The organism is Flavobacterium psychrotrophum (assembly GCF_003403075.1).
Lineage (GTDB): Bacteria > Bacteroidota > Bacteroidia > Flavobacteriales > Flavobacteriaceae > Flavobacterium > Flavobacterium psychrotrophum.
Window position 1 is genome coordinate 2,970,263 of the sequence record NZ_CP031557.1, and the last position, 16,677, is coordinate 2,986,939.

General features: G+C 38.6%; 13 protein-coding genes and 2 tRNA genes. 9 read left to right on the forward strand and 6 right to left on the reverse strand.

Annotation, left to right across the window (positions count from 1 at the left end; genetic code table 11):
* Window positions 1–51: 51 nt before the first annotated feature.
* The 5 genes from DYH63_RS12775 to DYH63_RS12795 all read right to left on the reverse strand — a co-directional run bounded on the left by DYH63_RS12775 (window position 52) and on the right by DYH63_RS12795 (window position 3,405).
* Window positions 52–807 (reverse strand): hypothetical protein, encoded by a 756-nt coding sequence (locus DYH63_RS12775; protein WP_116789176.1) that lies wholly within the window; start codon window positions 805–807, stop codon window positions 52–54.
* Window positions 808–963: 156 nt separating this feature from the next.
* The gene (locus tag DYH63_RS12780) at window positions 964–2,199 is read right to left on the reverse strand and encodes a site-specific integrase (RefSeq protein ID WP_116789177.1); all 1,236 of its coding nucleotides are present in this window, start codon (window positions 2,197–2,199) and stop codon (window positions 964–966) included.
* Window positions 2,200–2,499: 300 nt separating this feature from the next.
* A tRNA-Pro gene (locus DYH63_RS12785) sits at window positions 2,500–2,574 on the reverse strand.
* Window positions 2,575–2,582: 8 nt separating this feature from the next.
* Window positions 2,583–2,666: transfer RNA gene (locus tag DYH63_RS12790), tRNA-Ser, on the reverse strand.
* 157 nt (window positions 2,667–2,823) lie between these two features.
* Window positions 2,824–3,405 (reverse strand): hypothetical protein, encoded by a 582-nt coding sequence (locus tag DYH63_RS12795; RefSeq protein ID WP_116789178.1) that lies wholly within the window; start codon window positions 3,403–3,405, stop codon window positions 2,824–2,826.
* Window positions 3,406–3,541: 136 nt separating this feature from the next.
* Here DYH63_RS12795 and DYH63_RS12800 point away from each other — a divergent pair, with 136 nt between their 5' ends.
* From DYH63_RS12800 to DYH63_RS12835, 8 genes are all read left to right on the forward strand, one after another.
* Window positions 3,542–4,972, forward strand: a complete 1,431-nt coding sequence (locus DYH63_RS12800) for a PQQ-dependent sugar dehydrogenase (protein WP_116789179.1) — start codon at window positions 3,542–3,544, stop codon at window positions 4,970–4,972.
* A gap of 181 nt (window positions 4,973–5,153) precedes the next feature.
* A complete protein-coding gene (locus tag DYH63_RS12805) occupies window positions 5,154–5,756 on the forward strand; it encodes a hypothetical protein (RefSeq protein ID WP_116789180.1) in 603 nt (200 codons plus the stop codon).
* A gap of 2 nt (window positions 5,757–5,758) precedes the next feature.
* Entirely contained in the window at window positions 5,759–6,055 is a 297-nt protein-coding gene (locus tag DYH63_RS12810) for a winged helix-turn-helix domain-containing protein (protein ID WP_116789181.1), read from the forward strand.
* Between the two features lie 56 nt (window positions 6,056–6,111).
* Complete coding sequence (locus DYH63_RS12815) at window positions 6,112–6,774, forward strand: DUF1361 domain-containing protein (RefSeq protein WP_116789182.1); 663 nt, start codon at window positions 6,112–6,114, stop codon at window positions 6,772–6,774.
* Window positions 6,775–6,976: 202 nt separating this feature from the next.
* Entirely contained in the window at window positions 6,977–7,402 is a 426-nt protein-coding gene (locus DYH63_RS12820; RefSeq protein ID WP_162927021.1) for a hypothetical protein, read from the forward strand.
* A 36-nt stretch (window positions 7,403–7,438) separates the two neighbouring features.
* Window positions 7,439–7,783 (forward strand): hypothetical protein, encoded by a 345-nt coding sequence (locus tag DYH63_RS12825; protein ID WP_116789184.1) that lies wholly within the window; start codon window positions 7,439–7,441, stop codon window positions 7,781–7,783.
* Window positions 7,784–7,809: 26 nt separating this feature from the next.
* Window positions 7,810–9,207: a cell envelope integrity protein CreD gene (gene creD, locus DYH63_RS12830; protein ID WP_116789185.1), complete on the forward strand. Its 1,398-nt coding sequence runs from the start codon at window positions 7,810–7,812 to the stop codon at window positions 9,205–9,207.
* Window positions 9,208–9,477: 270 nt separating this feature from the next.
* Window positions 9,478–10,188: a hypothetical protein gene (locus DYH63_RS12835; protein ID WP_162927022.1), complete on the forward strand. Its 711-nt coding sequence runs from the start codon at window positions 9,478–9,480 to the stop codon at window positions 10,186–10,188.
* A gap of 25 nt (window positions 10,189–10,213) precedes the next feature.
* On the opposite strand, the gene DYH63_RS12840 is transcribed toward DYH63_RS12835, so the two are convergent.
* Complete coding sequence (locus tag DYH63_RS12840) at window positions 10,214–13,087, reverse strand: helix-turn-helix and ligand-binding sensor domain-containing protein (protein ID WP_116789187.1); 2,874 nt, start codon at window positions 13,085–13,087, stop codon at window positions 10,214–10,216.
* A 447-nt stretch (window positions 13,088–13,534) separates the two neighbouring features.
* Between DYH63_RS12840 and DYH63_RS12845 the strand changes: the two genes are divergently transcribed.
* On the forward strand, window positions 13,535–16,666 hold the full coding sequence (locus DYH63_RS12845) for a SusC/RagA family TonB-linked outer membrane protein (protein ID WP_116789188.1): 3,132 nt from the start codon (window positions 13,535–13,537) through the stop codon (window positions 16,664–16,666).
* Window positions 16,667–16,677: the final 11 nt, after the last annotated feature.

Consider the following 16,677-nt stretch of genomic DNA (forward strand, 5'->3'; position numbering starts at 1 on the left):
CTGCGCTGGAGATATCAGCAAAATAACTGAGGTGTCCGATAATTCCTAAGACTATTGTTTGGCAACAATGTGGTAAATTTTATGCTTGTCCTGAACCGGACGGTACTTTGTCCCCGGATTTTTCTTATCTGCCGGAAAGTAGCTTCGCAGGGTTTGCTGGCTGATGTCCTCGTCCCCGTGCTGGAAATAACGGCTTATCATCTTCACCCATACCATTTCATTGGACGAGCGCACTAGGCGCATATCCTTTCCATCCGGGATACGCAGGTCGGGCAACTGCTGAATGAGGTCTACAACGGTATAGAGGTAGCCTTTTGTAATACGGATTTTTTGGTCAGTCTCAAAGGCCTTCATTTCTTTCAGAAGCTGCTCCTTTTGAGCAACCTGCTTTTTAAGTTCATTAATTTCGGAATTGTATCGGGTAATGGTAATGTCTATCGGGTCAAGGTATCTATAGGTATTTATGGATATAAGATAATCCCGGAATATACGCAGCATTTTGAGGTTAGCCCGGTTCCGTCCATGATTCTTTGAAAACGGGGATTCTTTTCTGAGGGCTTCAATATGGTCAGCAACAATTTCACGTACATGGGCGTAAAATTCTGATTCGGTGCATTTACCGTTGCCTGTAGCATATTGTAGATGGTATTCATAAAACGCTTCCTGTTCATCATTGCCTATCTGATACAACCTTGCTAAAAAATGGTTGTCATCATATAAATTCCAAAAGCCTACGGGGCTGCCAATATCGTATCGGTGTTGTCTTCTTGTAAATGGACGGCGTATTTTAAAATAGGTATCTTTCATAGCAGTATTTTTTACAAATTACACTAATGCAAAGAGGCAGCCATAAAAGACTGCCTCTAACAAAGATACGAAATTATTTTCCTATGAATTGGGCAGACGGTGTCTGACCTTTTGAAAAGCGCAGACAGTGTCTGCGCTTTTCAATTATGTGGTTTCCTATCCTAAAGCGACGTTCAGCCGTTCCTGTAGCCTTCCCATATCTTCACTCAATTTACTTTCAACAACCTTGGCATAAATCTGGGTAGTTCGGATACTGGTATGGCCAAGCATCTTGGAAACACTTTCAATCGGAACACCATTACTCAGGGTAACGGTTGTTGCAAATGTATGGCGGGCGATATGGAACGTTAGCGTTTTAGTTATACCACATACATCTGCAATCTCTTTTAGGTAACCATTCATACGCTGGTTAGAAATAACAGGGAATACAGTACTGCTGTATTGTGCCCGTGGGTCATCTTTGTATTTGTCGACTAATACTTTTGCCTGTGGTAACAGCGGTACACGGACACTTGTGTCTGTTTTAACCCTGCTGGTTGACAACCAAAGCCCGCCATCAATGCCTTTGATGATATTTTCTTTGGTGAGTTGTGTCATGTCGATGTACGCAAGTCCGGTATAGCAACTAAACAGAAACATATCACGAACGTGCTCCAAACGGTCAATTTTAAATTCCTTGTTCGCAAGGCTTGCGAGTTCTTCCGTATTCAGGCACTGGCGTTCCACTTTATCAAAGTGCTTTTTAAAACTGGCAAAAGGGTCTTTAGGAAGCCAGTCTAAAGTGATGGCAAGGTTTACCATTTTGCGCAGCCTTTCAATATGCTTCATAATACCATTGTTGTTAAGGGGCTTTTGGTGGTCTTGGGGTACATAGTTAGCAAGATAGCTCTCAAAGTCCATTACAAAGCGGTAATTGAGTTCTGCAAGGGCAATATCATTCCTCTTGTACTTATCCTTCAGGAACTTTTCAATATACCTTTGGGTAGTAATATAATTCTTCATCGTGCCGGACGCAAGTTTATGGGCTGCCTCCTGATTGTGGTAGGCTATGAGTTTACCAAGTGTCATGGCTTCTTCATCACCACCGACAAACAAAGATTTTACTGCATCTACAGTTACAGTTTTGCGTTGTTGTACCAAATCGTTATAGCCATCGGCTATTATGGTGCGCACGCGCTCAATATGGCTATTAAGTTTTACAATTTCCTCACGCTTGCCCTTTGCACGCCCCTTTACATCATCCCAGTCTTTAGGCTGAATCTTTTGTTTAAGGGAGATTTCAGACCTTCTTCCATTTACCGTTATGCGGGCATACACGGTCGCTTTTTCATTCTTTTGCTGCTTGGGCATCCTGATAACAAACTGGATACCAAATGTGTTTTTGCTTTTCATACCAAATACATTTTGGGTTAAACTGATACATTTTGCCCGAACCTGCTCAAAAGTGCTCACAGAAAGCGGATAAAAAAGGTATCAAACCGTAACAAAAAGCATTAAAATGACTGGTACAATCAATTGTATTACACTTATTTGCCTGCTATTAGGTGAGTAAATTTATAACTTCAAATTCGCTCACGCAATTGCTCACATTCAGATTGATATTCTTTGGTATTTACTGGTATGAAATAAAAACGAAAAACCCGCAAATACTGATAATTTGCGGGTTTTTGACTGCCATTGAAGGCTTTTCAGTCGGGGTGGCAGGATTCGAACCTGCGACCTCCTCGTCCCAAACGAGGCGCGATGACCGGGCTACGCTACACCCCGAAAATAAGCGGAGAGACAGGGATTCGAACCCTGGCATCGATTACTCGATGACAGATTAGCAATCTGCTCCGTTACCACTCCGGCACCTCTCCTGCTTTTGCAAAAGCGGATAGTTATATCCTCATTGCGGTTGCAAATGTAGCGTATTTATTCACTTATTTGCAAGTATTTTTAAAGGTTTTTTTACTTTTTTTTTACTTAAATCGCAAAACCTTTCACTATCAGGCTGCTGCATTTACAAGCACTCTATTATTTTACACATTTTAAATAGTTAATGAAATAATTTTCCGGGTTATATGGCTTCCCCATCGTTTCACTCTTTAGTAATCTACCTACAGGATAATCTACCGTTTCGGTAGCATACTTTACCCTAATAAAACTTATCGGCGATTTTTCAAGCTCCTCAAATGAACCTTTTGTAAATAAAAACGTACCGGTAAGTACACTTATATTGGTCTTTTGGTTATCATCATACAACAGGTTGCTACATTGGTCTTCTGAAGCACTAAGTAGGGTAATGATTTTTCCATTTATAAGCTGAATGTAAATCTTAGAGGCCTTTTCAAAACATGAGACTTTTAAAAAATCATTACCCTTACCCAGTAACTGAAAATTTAACACAGGTAAACCCTGACTATTAGATAATGAAAAGAATAAAAACTGAGAGTTACCACCAAACACCTTTTCATACATAAGGTAATCATTAGTGGTGCTTAACTCCTGCCCTGCTGTGGTATCCTCAATTACATAGGTACAATCTGTTTGCGCCAGACTGACAGCAGGCACCGCAAACGTAGCGGCAAATAATAGTTTAATAAAAAATTTCTTCAAGGTATATGGTTATTAGTGCGCCAAATATAACTAAAAATACATGGTAATCGTATGGTAAAATAAATCGTTATCGCTTTGCAATTGGTTAAATTTTAATAGCTTTGGTCACACACCAAAAACATTACGACACACAACCATGAAAAAACTTTTCTTACTACCTCTGTTTGCATCGGTAGCTATTGCTATAAGTTACGGATTTAAACCCTCTCCCATTTACACCGTCTCAACTCCATTAGTACTGCACACCATTGCCGGCCCGGCCGAAAACTATGCCAAATACTGTTCTGGCTGCCATGGCGAAAAAATGGACGCTTTTACAGACAGGGACTGGAAACACGGCAACAACTTAAACGACCTTATGGTAAGTATCAAAAAGGGCTGGGCAGATGAAGGCATGCCTGCTTTTGAAAAAACATTTAAAGACGACGAGATAAAAGACCTGGCGCAATATATACTTACGGGTATTAAAAAAACGCAAGCCTATAACTTTGACAGCGAACCGGTAAGCAGCACGTTTACAAGTGAGAAACTTACTGTAAAACTCGACACTATTGCCACAGGTTTTGACATTGTATGGGGTATGGGATTTTTACCGGAGGGCGACCTGCTTGCAACCGAACGCGGAGGAAAACTATATCGCATAAAAAATAAAAAGAAACAGGAAATAACCGGAGTTCCTGAGGTACTGGCCGAAGGACAGGGTGGCCTGCTTGATGTTGCGATAAGCCCGAGTTTTAAGACCAATAAACTGGTTTATTTCTCTTACTCAAAACCTAAAAAAGAGGGCAGCAAAACACTGGCTACCACAGCCGTTATGTGCGCCACACTTGAAGGCAATGCACTTAAGAACCAAAAGATTATTTTTGAAGCCCTGCCCTACGCCCCTACCCGCCACCATTATGGCAGCAGGTTAGTTTTTGATGGCAAAGGGCATTTGTACATTTCTGTAGGAGAGCGCGGTAACGAAAATCAAAATCCCCAAACTATAGAAAATAACCAGCTTGGCAAAATACACCGTATAAATGAGGATGGCTCTATACCTGTAGATAACCCGTTTAAGGACAAAGCGGGAAAACCAACGACACTGTACTGCTATGGTAACCGTAATCCGCAAAGCCTTGCATTTAACCCCTGGACGAATGAGCTGTGGGAAACCGAACACGGGCCACGAGGTGGCGATGAGATAAATATCATAAAACCGGCTAACAATTATGGCTGGCCACTTACCTCTTACGGTATTAACTATAACGGAGAAACCATTACAGATAAGACACAGGCTCCGGGCATTACAGATCCGTTATTGTACTGGATACCGTCTATAGCCCCATCGGGTATGGCATTTGTAACCAGCGATATTTATAAACCGTGGAAAGGCGCACTCCTGGTAGGCTCGCTACGTTTTAAGTATCTAAACCTGTGCTACCTTGACGGTAATAAAGTGGTTAAAGAAGAAAAACTGCTTAAAAACATAGGCCGTGTGCGCGATGTGCGCCAAGGGCCGGACGGTTATATTTATGTATCTGTAGAAAAACCTGCGGGTGCTATTTACAGGCTACTTCCAATATAGCAATGGTTTAATTAACAATGAGTCAATGTAACAATTGATTAATTTTTTAGCGTACCAACTTAATTGATACATTAAATAAATTAATCAATTGTTACATTTTTTATTTTCAATAAAAAATTCCTCACCTCGCATTGTCATTTGAAAAATATTATTTTACTTTGCAATTCAAAGTACTTTAAATATGGAAAATTACTTAAAGGATATCCAGGACATAAAAAAAATGATGGACCGCTCATCGCAGTTTATTTCGCTTAGCGGGCTGTCGGGTATTTTGGCAGGCATCTATGCCCTTGCGGGAGCTTTTGTCATGAAAATGATAACCCGCGAAAATTACAGGAGCGTAACACTGGAAAGCAGGGAATTTAAATTAAGCTTTGTTATCCTGCTATCTGTATTGCTACTTTCGGTAGGTACTGCCTTCATCATGTCGGCAACCAAAGCAAAAAAATATGGCGAATCACTATGGAACAGTACCAGCCGCAGACTTGCTGCAAATTTCCTCATACCCTTAGTAACCGGCGGTATTTTTGCCTTACTTTTGATACAGGCACACCACTACGGGCTTATAGCCCCCGTAACCCTGATATTCTATGGCTTAGCCTGTGTTAACGCCAGTAAGTACACACTACGCGATGTGCGCTACCTTGGCATCACGGTAATAATAATAGGCCTTATAGCAACGGCAGCCATGGGCTACGGACTGGAGTTCTGGGCACTGGGCTTTGGCGTATGCCACATTTTATACGGAACCATAATGTATTTTAAGTACGACCGTAAGCAATAGTTTTGAAAAACATATTACAGCATATAAATAAAGCGTTTGACCATCGCATACGGTTAGGTATAATGAGTATCCTGATGGTTAATGAGTATGCCGATTTTACAACCCTTAAAGAGTTGCTTGGCGTAACAGATGGTAACCTGGCCAGCCATGCAAAGGCCCTTGAAGCAGAGCAATATATAATGGTAGAGAAACAATTTATAGGTAAAAAACCAAATACGCGCTATATGGCAACTAAAGAAGGCCGCAAGGCGTTTAAAGACCATATTGATGCCCTTGAAAAATTGATCTCTAAAAGTTAGGACTATTTTTTTACACTTACACTTTGAAATTCAAAGTACTTTAAAAACATAATTTCATGAACACTATTTTAAAAACCAACCTGTCCCGCGAAATAAGGCAGCACTTTCAGTTGTTTGCCCTAGCTGCCTTTAGCGTGGGATTGTTACTGATACGTGCAAAAATGACCCAGAGCATCTACTTCTTTTTCCTGATCTGGAATTTGTTTCTTGCTTATACGCCATTGGCGGTAAGTTCAGTAATTATCAGGTACAAAATACTTCGCTATAACTGGTATTACTCCTACCCTATCCTGTTTTGCTGGCTGTTGTTACTGCCCAACGCTCCCTACCTGATTACAGATTTTATACATCTTAGAGCCGCCACACCTGTACCCGTATGGTTTGATGTATTAATACTTGCATCGTTTACACTAACAGGGTTGCTCTTTGGGCTGGCTTCTATGCAAAATATCTACCGGTTATTGGCTATAAAATTCGGGAGTGGGTATGCAAACCTCACACTGCTTATAGTCAGCATTCTCAGTGCTTTTGGTATCTATTTAGGTAGGTTTATGCGCTACAACAGTTGGGATATACTCCATAAGCCAATATCCCTCATTACTGATATTATACAGAGCCTATTTAGTGAAGATACCTGGAAACCGGCATGGGGCATAACCATAGGATTTGGTTTATTACAGTACCTGCTATTTGATTTATATAGTTCGATGAAAAGATGATCTTGAATTTCTTACGCAAAGTTTCGCAGAGAAGACACCAAGGAACACAAAGCTTAAAATACTATCGCACACTAAAAAATTTCGCGAAACCTTGTGCCTTCTTTGTATGTCTTTGTGTGTCTTTGTGACAGTCACTCAATAAAAAAATTTACCAATCTACTTTGAAATTCAAAGTGAAATACACACAACTGTTATGAGCACCATGAAAGAAAAAATTGAGGCCGTGCGCCGCGAATTCGACAAAAAAACACAACAGCTTACAGCCCTTCAGCTTATAAAATATCCCGAAGGATCATTAGGGCAGCAACTGGGCAGGTTCCTGCTAAAAAATAATTATGGTCAAAATGTATATGCCAGCCATGATGATGTACTGCAACTGCTTATATCCGGCAGTAACACCTTTACCGATGATATCGCCGTACAGTTCTATCTTTTAGGCAACGGCAGCTTTGGTTTACGCAGGCTAAGCGCCATGGCTGCTGGGCTGGTACTGTTTCCGCACAAGGCATCACATTTTTATGACATGTACAAAAAAGGGAAAGCTGCCCTGCGCTTTTATGATATAGACCACATGGGGCTGCTACACCTTCCTGTGACACGCGTTAAAGAGACTTTTTTAATACGCTAAAATGAAAACACTTAAAACTGATTACTAATAATAAACATGAAAGATTTATTCTCCCTAAAACCCGGCAGCCGCCGGCATCCTGACAATTACCCTGACAGTATAAAACAACACGTGCTTTGGCCTGTAAAACTTTTCCTCATTTCATTTATCAGTGGCTCTGCAATTTTGCTGCTCTACCTCCTAACAAACAGCGACTTTTTGGTAATCGCCGGTATATGGTATGTTATAGCAGCGGTTACGGTAAATGCTTTAGCATTTTTGATACTTATGATAATGGCAGCGGTAAACTACCCGCAGGCAGGAGCTCTTTTGGGCAGAGCCTTACTCTTAACAATCAACATCCCCATAGCTTTTCTATACTTCAATATAGTAGTCCATTAATTTTCATAACAAAAAACAATTATATCATGGAAACATTTAATAAACAACCGCAGCCAGCACATTATCCCGAGCATCAAAACAACAATAGTTTTATGCAAAGTACCACCGTTCGGGTTATTATGGTGGGGGTGCTAACGCTTGTGCTGCTGCTCCCTTTACAATATGTAAAAAGCCTGATTTGGGAACGACAGGAATTACAACAAAACGTATCTGCCGAGATAGCTGGCCAATGGGGTGGTAATGTATTTGTGTATGGGCCAATACTAAAAGTTCCTTATCAAATAATTACCGAAACGGAAACTATTGACAAGGCTACTAAAGTAGTAACCATAAGCAAACAAGCGAGCATAACCTATGCCTACTTTTTTCCGGATGCGCTAAATGTAGATGCTAATGTGACTACTGAAACTAAAAAGCGTAATAATTATGAAACTACGGTTTTTAGCAGTAAGATGAAACTATCTGGTAATTATCCTACTCCTGATTTCAGCAAGGCAAAAATCCCGACTGAAAACATACTTTGGGATGAAGCACGAATAATTATGAACGCCGGTAGCCTAAAAAGTATAAAAGGTGCAGTAAACATTACATTTAACGGAAAGACATACGATTTTGAACCTGTTATTAAAGAATCTAACCAAAATGGTAATTCAACATCATGGTTGGAAACAAGCCCTGTAAATCTGGCCGGGCTAACAGGCAAGCCAACTTCTTACAAAATGGATATAAATTATGATGGCTCAGAAAAGATTAGCATTGTGCCAATTGGTAAAATTACAGAAGCAACAATAAAGTCTAACTGGGCTGACCCAAAATTTGATGGTAATTTTTTACCATATACCAAAACGATAACTGACGATAGCTTTGCTGCATCTTGGAAGGTATCGCACCTTAACCGTGCCTTTGTACAGCAGTATTTTGGTAGCTTGCCAGATTTGGGCCAATTTACATTTGATACAAATTTTATAATTTTAAACGATGAATATCAACAAAATGAACGTGCAGCAAAATATGGCTTCCTGGTTATAGGATTAACCTTCCTGGTTTTCTTCCTGATACAAATGATGAGCAAAATAAGCATACATATTTTTCAATACGGTATGGTAGGACTTGCTCTGATAATGTTTTACACGCTGCTTATTGCCATTACAGAGCACAGCAGCTTTACTCTTGCTTACCTGCTCTCAGGTTCAGCAGTTATAATAATGATAGGGCTATATTCTGTTTCCATCTTAAGAAATAAAAAGTTCCCCATCTTTATTACAACAGCATTAACCGCCTTGTATACTTTTATTTATGTAATTATTCAGCTCGAAGATTACGCTTTACTGGCAGGCAGCCTTGGCCTTTTTGCCATACTGGGTGCCGTGATGTATTTTTCACGTAAGATAGACTGGGAGAACACTGCATCAGCTAATCAATAATAACCGGGTGTAAAAAAAGCCACGAGTTGCACAAATTTTGCAAAATAATATTTGTACAGCTAGTATAACTCGTGGCTCATTTTTTAATAAACAATAATAAAATCCATGTTCATATCATTATTCTTTATACTCTTTGTAATCACACTTATAGTTGTGATATTCCTGATCCGAAAAAGATATGGCTTATTGTTTTTCTTATTCTTTTTATCCCCCACAATATTAGTCACAAATAGTTTTTGTTCAGACAGATCAACATATTCAACACAAAAAGTGGCAGTAGCAAATTTGATGATATCATGTATCGACGTTATCGCAGAGTTAACCGGTCATCATCATGGTATGGGTTTTAGCGATATCAATGGTTGGTATTTTGACACTCTTTTTCTAATCGAAATCTACTCGCTCTTTTTTATATTCTTTATGTATTATTTTTTACGAAAATACGCATGGAAGTCTGTTATGGCTAACTTCAAATATTATTTTGAAGCATTTTACAGTAAAATATATGCGTTGGGTCCATTAGTGGGAATTTCAATAATCACTATACTTTTTTTAAACACAGAAAACCATATCAGCCAATGGGCATTTAGTGACACACATTTTATCAACCTGTTGACCTACCTCTCAATATACTTTACCCTCCTCACTTTTCTAATACCTAAGTTCTTCTATCTCCGTAAAGAAGAAAAATTCCTTGTATTGTTTTTAGTTTTGTTCTTCCCTGTAATAAGCATTTCAGGCGAGTATAAATCTGTACCAATCTGTTATGCCGAAGTATCAAACTATGAAAACCACCTTAGTATCTACCCGCTTATTTATGCCATCCCTAAAACTATCTTAAGCTTTTCACAGAATTTTGACAGCCAAAAATACTCCCCATCCATTGTACCAAAACTTTACAGTATTATGCACATAGCTTTTGTAATCATCCTGTTTCCAAGCTTGCTAAACATCAATAATGAAACTAAAAAACAACTTTAGAAATTAACTTCAGGTATTGTAATAATTATATATTCATTAAAAATCCCGTGAGGTTTTCCTTTCTCGGCAGGTCGAGTTTTTTACGCAGCCTGTATCGTGCAAGCTCTACCCCACCGTCGCTAATATTCATAATGTCTGCAATTTCTTTAGTACTCATATTCATAAGCAGGTAAGTTGCAAGATCCATTTCTCGTGGTGTAATTGCCGGATACTTTTCTTTAAGACGCTTAAGGAAATCAAAATGCACATTGCGTATATGTTTTTCCAGGTTGTTCCAGCTCTTATCGGTATTAAGCTCTTTATTTATAGTTTTGTTGAGCTTGCTAAACTGCTGTCGGGTAGTATCATCCATAGCCTCCGGGTCAATATCCTTAAGCTTATTTATAATACCATTAAGCATCTTGTTTTTCTTTACTACCTGTAGTGAGTTATTAACCAACTCTTTATCTTTAGTAAGTATTTTCACCTTAAGCTGTTCGCTCTTTAAACGTTCAATCTCTTTCTCCAGTTCATACTGCTCCTGCTTTATTTTTGTTTCACGTTCCAGGTACAGCCTGCGCTGCTCCAGGGTTTCATAATAACGGTTTTGGCGAATTTTAGAACGTAGGCGCCTGCGCACCAGATAAATTCCAAGCCCTATAATAACAACATATAATAAGTAGGCAAACCAGTGCCTGTAAAATGGTGGATTTATAATGAATGATACAGAGGCATTTTCACTTTCTACCCCACTGCTGTTTATTACCTTAACCTTCATACGGTAGCTCCCCTCATGCAGGTTTGTATATTCTTTAACGGGCACGGTGGTCCAGTTGCTCCAGGTATCATCAAAACCGTCAAGCTTATAGCTAAACCTTAAATTCTCTGGGCTATCATATGTAGGCGATGAGAAATTAAACTTTACACTATTATCTTTAAACGGAATGGCTATATCTTTAATAGTATTATGGTTACCGGTATATAAGGTATCTTGTGCAAAAGAAAAGCTTTTTATGTAGGCCTTGGGCTTTAAAGACTCTCCAAATTGTAGCTTAGCATCGTAGTGTGCAAGCCCCTCAGTAAGGCCTATAAATATATTGCGGTCATCTACTGTATTAACCGACTCAAAGAAATAAACTAAATTACCCGTAACCGACGAAAAAGGCGATTGTACATTTTTATAGGTCCCGTCGGTTTCCTTCATCAGCATCCCCATAGCCGACTCTCCATAGAAGTAACAAATGTTACCTTTATTATCTTCAAAACAATACCGTATTTGTGGTAAAGACTTAAATACAGCACTCATGACTTTATCCTCTATAAACCTGTCATTAGCCTGATTATAGGTAAAAAAACGGTTTTGTCCCTGCAAGTAGATCTTGCCATTAATTTCCTGTACACTTGTTATACTGCGCACACTTTTACTCAGCGCCTCATAAGTAGCAGTTACTGTAAAACGTGTAAGATCATTACTCAGCTTTAGTTTATAAAGTATTTTATTTTTTCTGAGCCACACGTTTCTGCCATCTGTTACAAACTTGCTGTCGCTCACATCAAAGCCCTGCACCTGATTTTTAAACTGCCATCCTGCTGCGGTTTTCTGGATAATTGCAAAACCATGATAGTTACTGGCTATAAGGCAATCTGGCCGGCCAGGTAACCTTTTAAGCCCTAAATAACCTTTTTTATCATCAAGCCATCGTGTGGCCTTGCCTCCATTGATCGTAAAAAGCCCACGGTTGTGAAGGCAAAACATTTCGCCATCAAAAACCTCAAGCCCCCAACCCTGGCCTGTAGTACCTTCTATAAACTTAAAAGTACTTTCTTTAAAGGGCTGCTGCCAGGCATGATTAAATACTCCCTGATTTGTGGCTACATATAAACTTCCCTGAAATATGGCAGATGAATATACAGAACTAAGATCAAAACTTGTAGATAAATATGTAAAAGGCGAATTGATGTTTACAAAAGAAATACCATTATCTAAGCCGAGCCATAAATTGCCCATTACATCTATATAAGAAGTAAGAGATGTGTTATTAAGCAGGCCTTTATCATCGTTAATGTGCTGCACAATCCTGCCGGAAATGTCGCAAATGATGACTCCATCTAAAACCGAATTTAATACAATGTATCTTCCATTTAAGATACGACCGCCCAAAGCATTATTTTTTTGTATAAAATTGTTTGCCTCGCATTCCCATGGTACCACTTTATTATAATCATACACAAATAGCCCTTTGTCCATAGTTACAACAAGCATCCTGTTGTTGCCAAAAGGCAAAAGTCCCCATATCTCAGTATTATTAAACACTTCTGTACCCGGCAAAGACACCAGTATGCCATTCCTGTACTCAAGTATACCACCCGTAATATCCTGAAAATAAAGTTTACCATCAGAAAGGAATGAAAACTGAAAGCGGTTAGGTGGCTCTAGTATCGTTAGCTTTCCTTTTTTATATACATAGGTTCTAAAAAAAGTCTGAAAAAAAACTTCATCATTAACGATATGCACCTTCCATACAAAATCTATTATTTTTTTTGAATTTGGCGTCGCCATCTTAGAGATAGAGTGATACACCAACTTTCCTTTAGAGTTTGCTTCAAAAAAACCAAACTCATCATACCCCCCTACATATATACGGTCATTCTTATCAATTTTAAGAGAACGTACAGTACCGTTAGGAATGTTATAGCGATTCCATGATGTACCATTAAACTGTAAAAGCCCTGCTGTGTTCGCAAAAAACAGGTTACCGTTTTTATCCTGGGCAATATCCCAGTTTTGAGACCCTCCATTATAATCAGATTTTTTATAATTAATAATTTTTGGCAATCCAATGCTTTTAACCTGGGCAAAACCAGGAACAAAACAACAGGTAACAACTATTAAAAAAGCGAGTATGGTTTTACACCTCATATGAGCAAATATTAAAAAAATACTACACAAAAGTAGTCAATAAGAATAATCAAGGTATAACGTTGTAGTAACAGAGCCAAAAAACGTTAAAAACACAGCGAAAAACAGTAAAAAATATGTCAAAAAACAACGCAAAAAAACTAATTAAAACCCTTAAAAAACACAATAAACGCAATCTTAACACATTGAAAGCTAATTAGCTACAACGTTATATTTAAAAACAAGCCATTTGTAAGGGTATTTCATTTTTCGTTAACAAATTAACAACATAATTTTATACAATCAAAATATTGATAAACAATTAATTAAAAATTATTTGATGTGTTTTTATATAGCTTTAAAAATCGAATTGATGTGTTTTTGTAAAGGTTTTGAAGTAATAAAAATGAAAAAAATTATGTACTATTGCTTATTATTAATAAATAATCAACCCAAATTTTAACGAGTATGAAATTAGTAAAATTACGATTTTTTCATGTAATTTGTCTGCTCTGTGCGCTTAACATGTGGGCGCAGGATTCTGTCATAAAAGGACAGATAACAGATGAGACCGGATTGCCGGTTCCGGGGGCCTCTATCTTTGTAAAAGGTACCCAAAATGGCACGTCGTCTGACATCGACGGTAACTACCAAATTTCGGCAGGCCCAAATGCCACTTTGGTAATAAGTTTTGTGGGATACGCATCTCAGGAAGCTATTGTTGGCGGCCGTACATCAATCAATGTACAGCTTGCCCCTTCTTCTGAAGTACTGGAAGAAGTTGTTGTTGTAGGTTACGGTACACAAAAGAAAAGTGTTGTTACCGGTGCCATTTCAAGTGTTAAAGCCAAAGACCTTGAAAACATGCCGCTTACAACTGTAGGCCAATCTTTACAAGGCCGCACATCTGGTGTGTATGTAGCTCAAAATGCCGGACAGCCGGGATCAGGTGCTACAATACGTGTTAGGGGTGTAACGTCTTTTAATAACAATGATCCACTTTGGGTTGTTGATGGTGTAATTGTAGACAATGGTGGTATTAATTTCCTGAATCAATCAGACATTGAGTCGATGGAAGTATTAAAAGACGCTGCTTCTCAGGCCATTTATGGTGCCAGGGCTGCGGCTGGTGTAATTTTGATTACTACTAAAAAAGGAAAGTCAGGAAAACTTAGCGTTAATTATAATGGCTTTACAGGTATTTCTGGTCCTGCAAGAAAAATTGACCTTTTAAATGCAACACAGTATGCCACATTGCGTAATGAAGCTTATGCTAATGGTTACAACGCTCAGTTGCCTTTCCAGCTACCTTATCCAAATGCTGCTACTTTAGGAAAAGGTACTGATTGGCAAGATGTAATTTTTAATGATGGCGCAAAAAGAACGCAGCACGAACTAAGTATAAGTGGTGGTAATGATAAATCTACATTTTATCTTTCTGCAGGTATTACAGACCAGGAGGGTATAGTAATGCCTTCTATTTCAAATTACACCCGTAAAAACTTACGCCTTAATTCAACCCACAAATTGAGCAAATACATTACTGTTGGCCAAAACCTGGGTTACTCTCACGAAAAAACTATAGGAATAGGTAATACAAACAATGAGTTTGGTGGGCCGCTTGCGTCTGCAATCAACCTTGACCCTATTACGCCTGCAACCCTTACTCCAGAGCAGGCTCTATTAGCACCTAATAAAAACGAATATGCTCAGCAGTATGCTGTAAGAGATGGCAAAGGTAATTATTATGGAATTTCTCCTACAGTTGCTAACGAAATGTCTAACCCTTTAGCTTATGCTAAGGTGCGCGAAGGCAATCATGGCTGGGCAGATAACTTTGTAGGAAATGCTTATGTAGAAGTAGCACCTATTGAAGGTCTTAAATTTAGGAGTACATTAGGGGCAAAACTTTCTTATTGGGGAAGCAGAAGTTTTTCACCTTACAGCTATTTAAACACAAATCAGGATAACCAAAAGCAAAACTCTTTATACCGAGAAATGCAAAAAGGATTTGGATGGAATATAGAAAACACTGTATCTTACACAAAAAACATTGACGGTCATAACTTTACAGTACTTGGTGGCCAGGCTGCTTATGTTGATAATGATTCTTACGGTCAGGGTTTAACACATTATAATCTTCCTGTAAACAATTATAACGATGCCTCATTTAACTTTAGCATTCCTGCGAGTGATAAAGTATCTTGGGCCAGCGATGGTATTAAACACGTTGTAACCTCTTTGTTTGCAAGGGTAAATTACGATTACAAAGAAAGATATCTATTTACAGGTGTTATACGTCGAGACGGTTCATCACGTTTTGGTTCTAACAACAAATACGGTACTTTCCCTTCATTCTCTCTTGGATGGGCATTAAATAAAGAAGAGTTTTGGAAAGAGAATAACACTGTAAGCAATCTTAAAATACGAGGTGGTTATGGCGTTGTAGGTAGTGATAGTTTTGGAGATTTTAAATATCTTGCACTTGTAGCCTCTGGTCGTAATTATACCATAGGTCAGGGAGATTACAATGTAACCGTGGGTTACAGCCCGGATGCACCAAGTAACCCAGATCTTAAATGGGAAGAAACTACACAGGCAAACATAGGTTTTGAAGCTAGTATCTTTAATGATTTCTCACTTGAATTTGACTATTATAAAAAGAAAACTACAGATATCCTACAATGGGTACAACTTCCTGGATATGTTGGTGCAAACGGAACTCCATTTGGTAACGTTGCCGATATGCAAAACACAGGTATAGACGTTTCTCTTACTTACAAAAAACAACTTGGTGATTTTAACCTTTCTGTAAATGGTAACATTTCTACACTAAAAAACAAAGTTACAAGTGTAGGTGAAGACAGGAAATTTAATAGTGGAGAAGGCTTCCAGTCTCTTGGCTCAATCACAAGGTATGAAGTTGGATCTTCGTGGAATGAATTTTATGGATACCAGACTAATGGTATTTTCCAAAACCAGGCTGATATAGATAATTACAAAAGTGCTGATGGTACAGTAATACAACCGGGGGCACAACCAGGTGATTTTAGATGGACAGACCTAAATGGTGATGGTAAAATTACAGATGAAGACAGAAAATATTTGGGCAGCCCGCTACCAAAATATACCTATGGCCTTACTGTAAATTTAGCTTACAAGAATTTTGACCTTACATTATTTGGTCAGGGTGCAGGAGGCAACAAAATATTCCAGGGTCTTCGCAGGCTTGACCTGGGTACTGCAAACTGGCAAACCGCAGCACTTAATCGTTGGACAGGAGAAGGAACATCTAACTCATATCCAAGGATTTCCACCAGTGACAACAACAAAAACTTCACAAATATGTCTAATTTCTATCTTCAGAAAGGCGACTATTTCAGGATAAAAATTGTTCAGTTAGGTTACTCTTTACCTTCAGATCTTATAGGCAAAGCAGGTATAGCAAAAACCAGAGTATACGTTACAGGCGAAAACCTATTCACCTTTACAAAATATACAGGTTTTGATCCTGAAATAGGTGGTAATGTATCTGGTATTGACCGCGGATACTATCCACAGGCAAGATCTTTTATGTTGGGTGTTAATTTAGCGTTTTAATAAAAAGAATT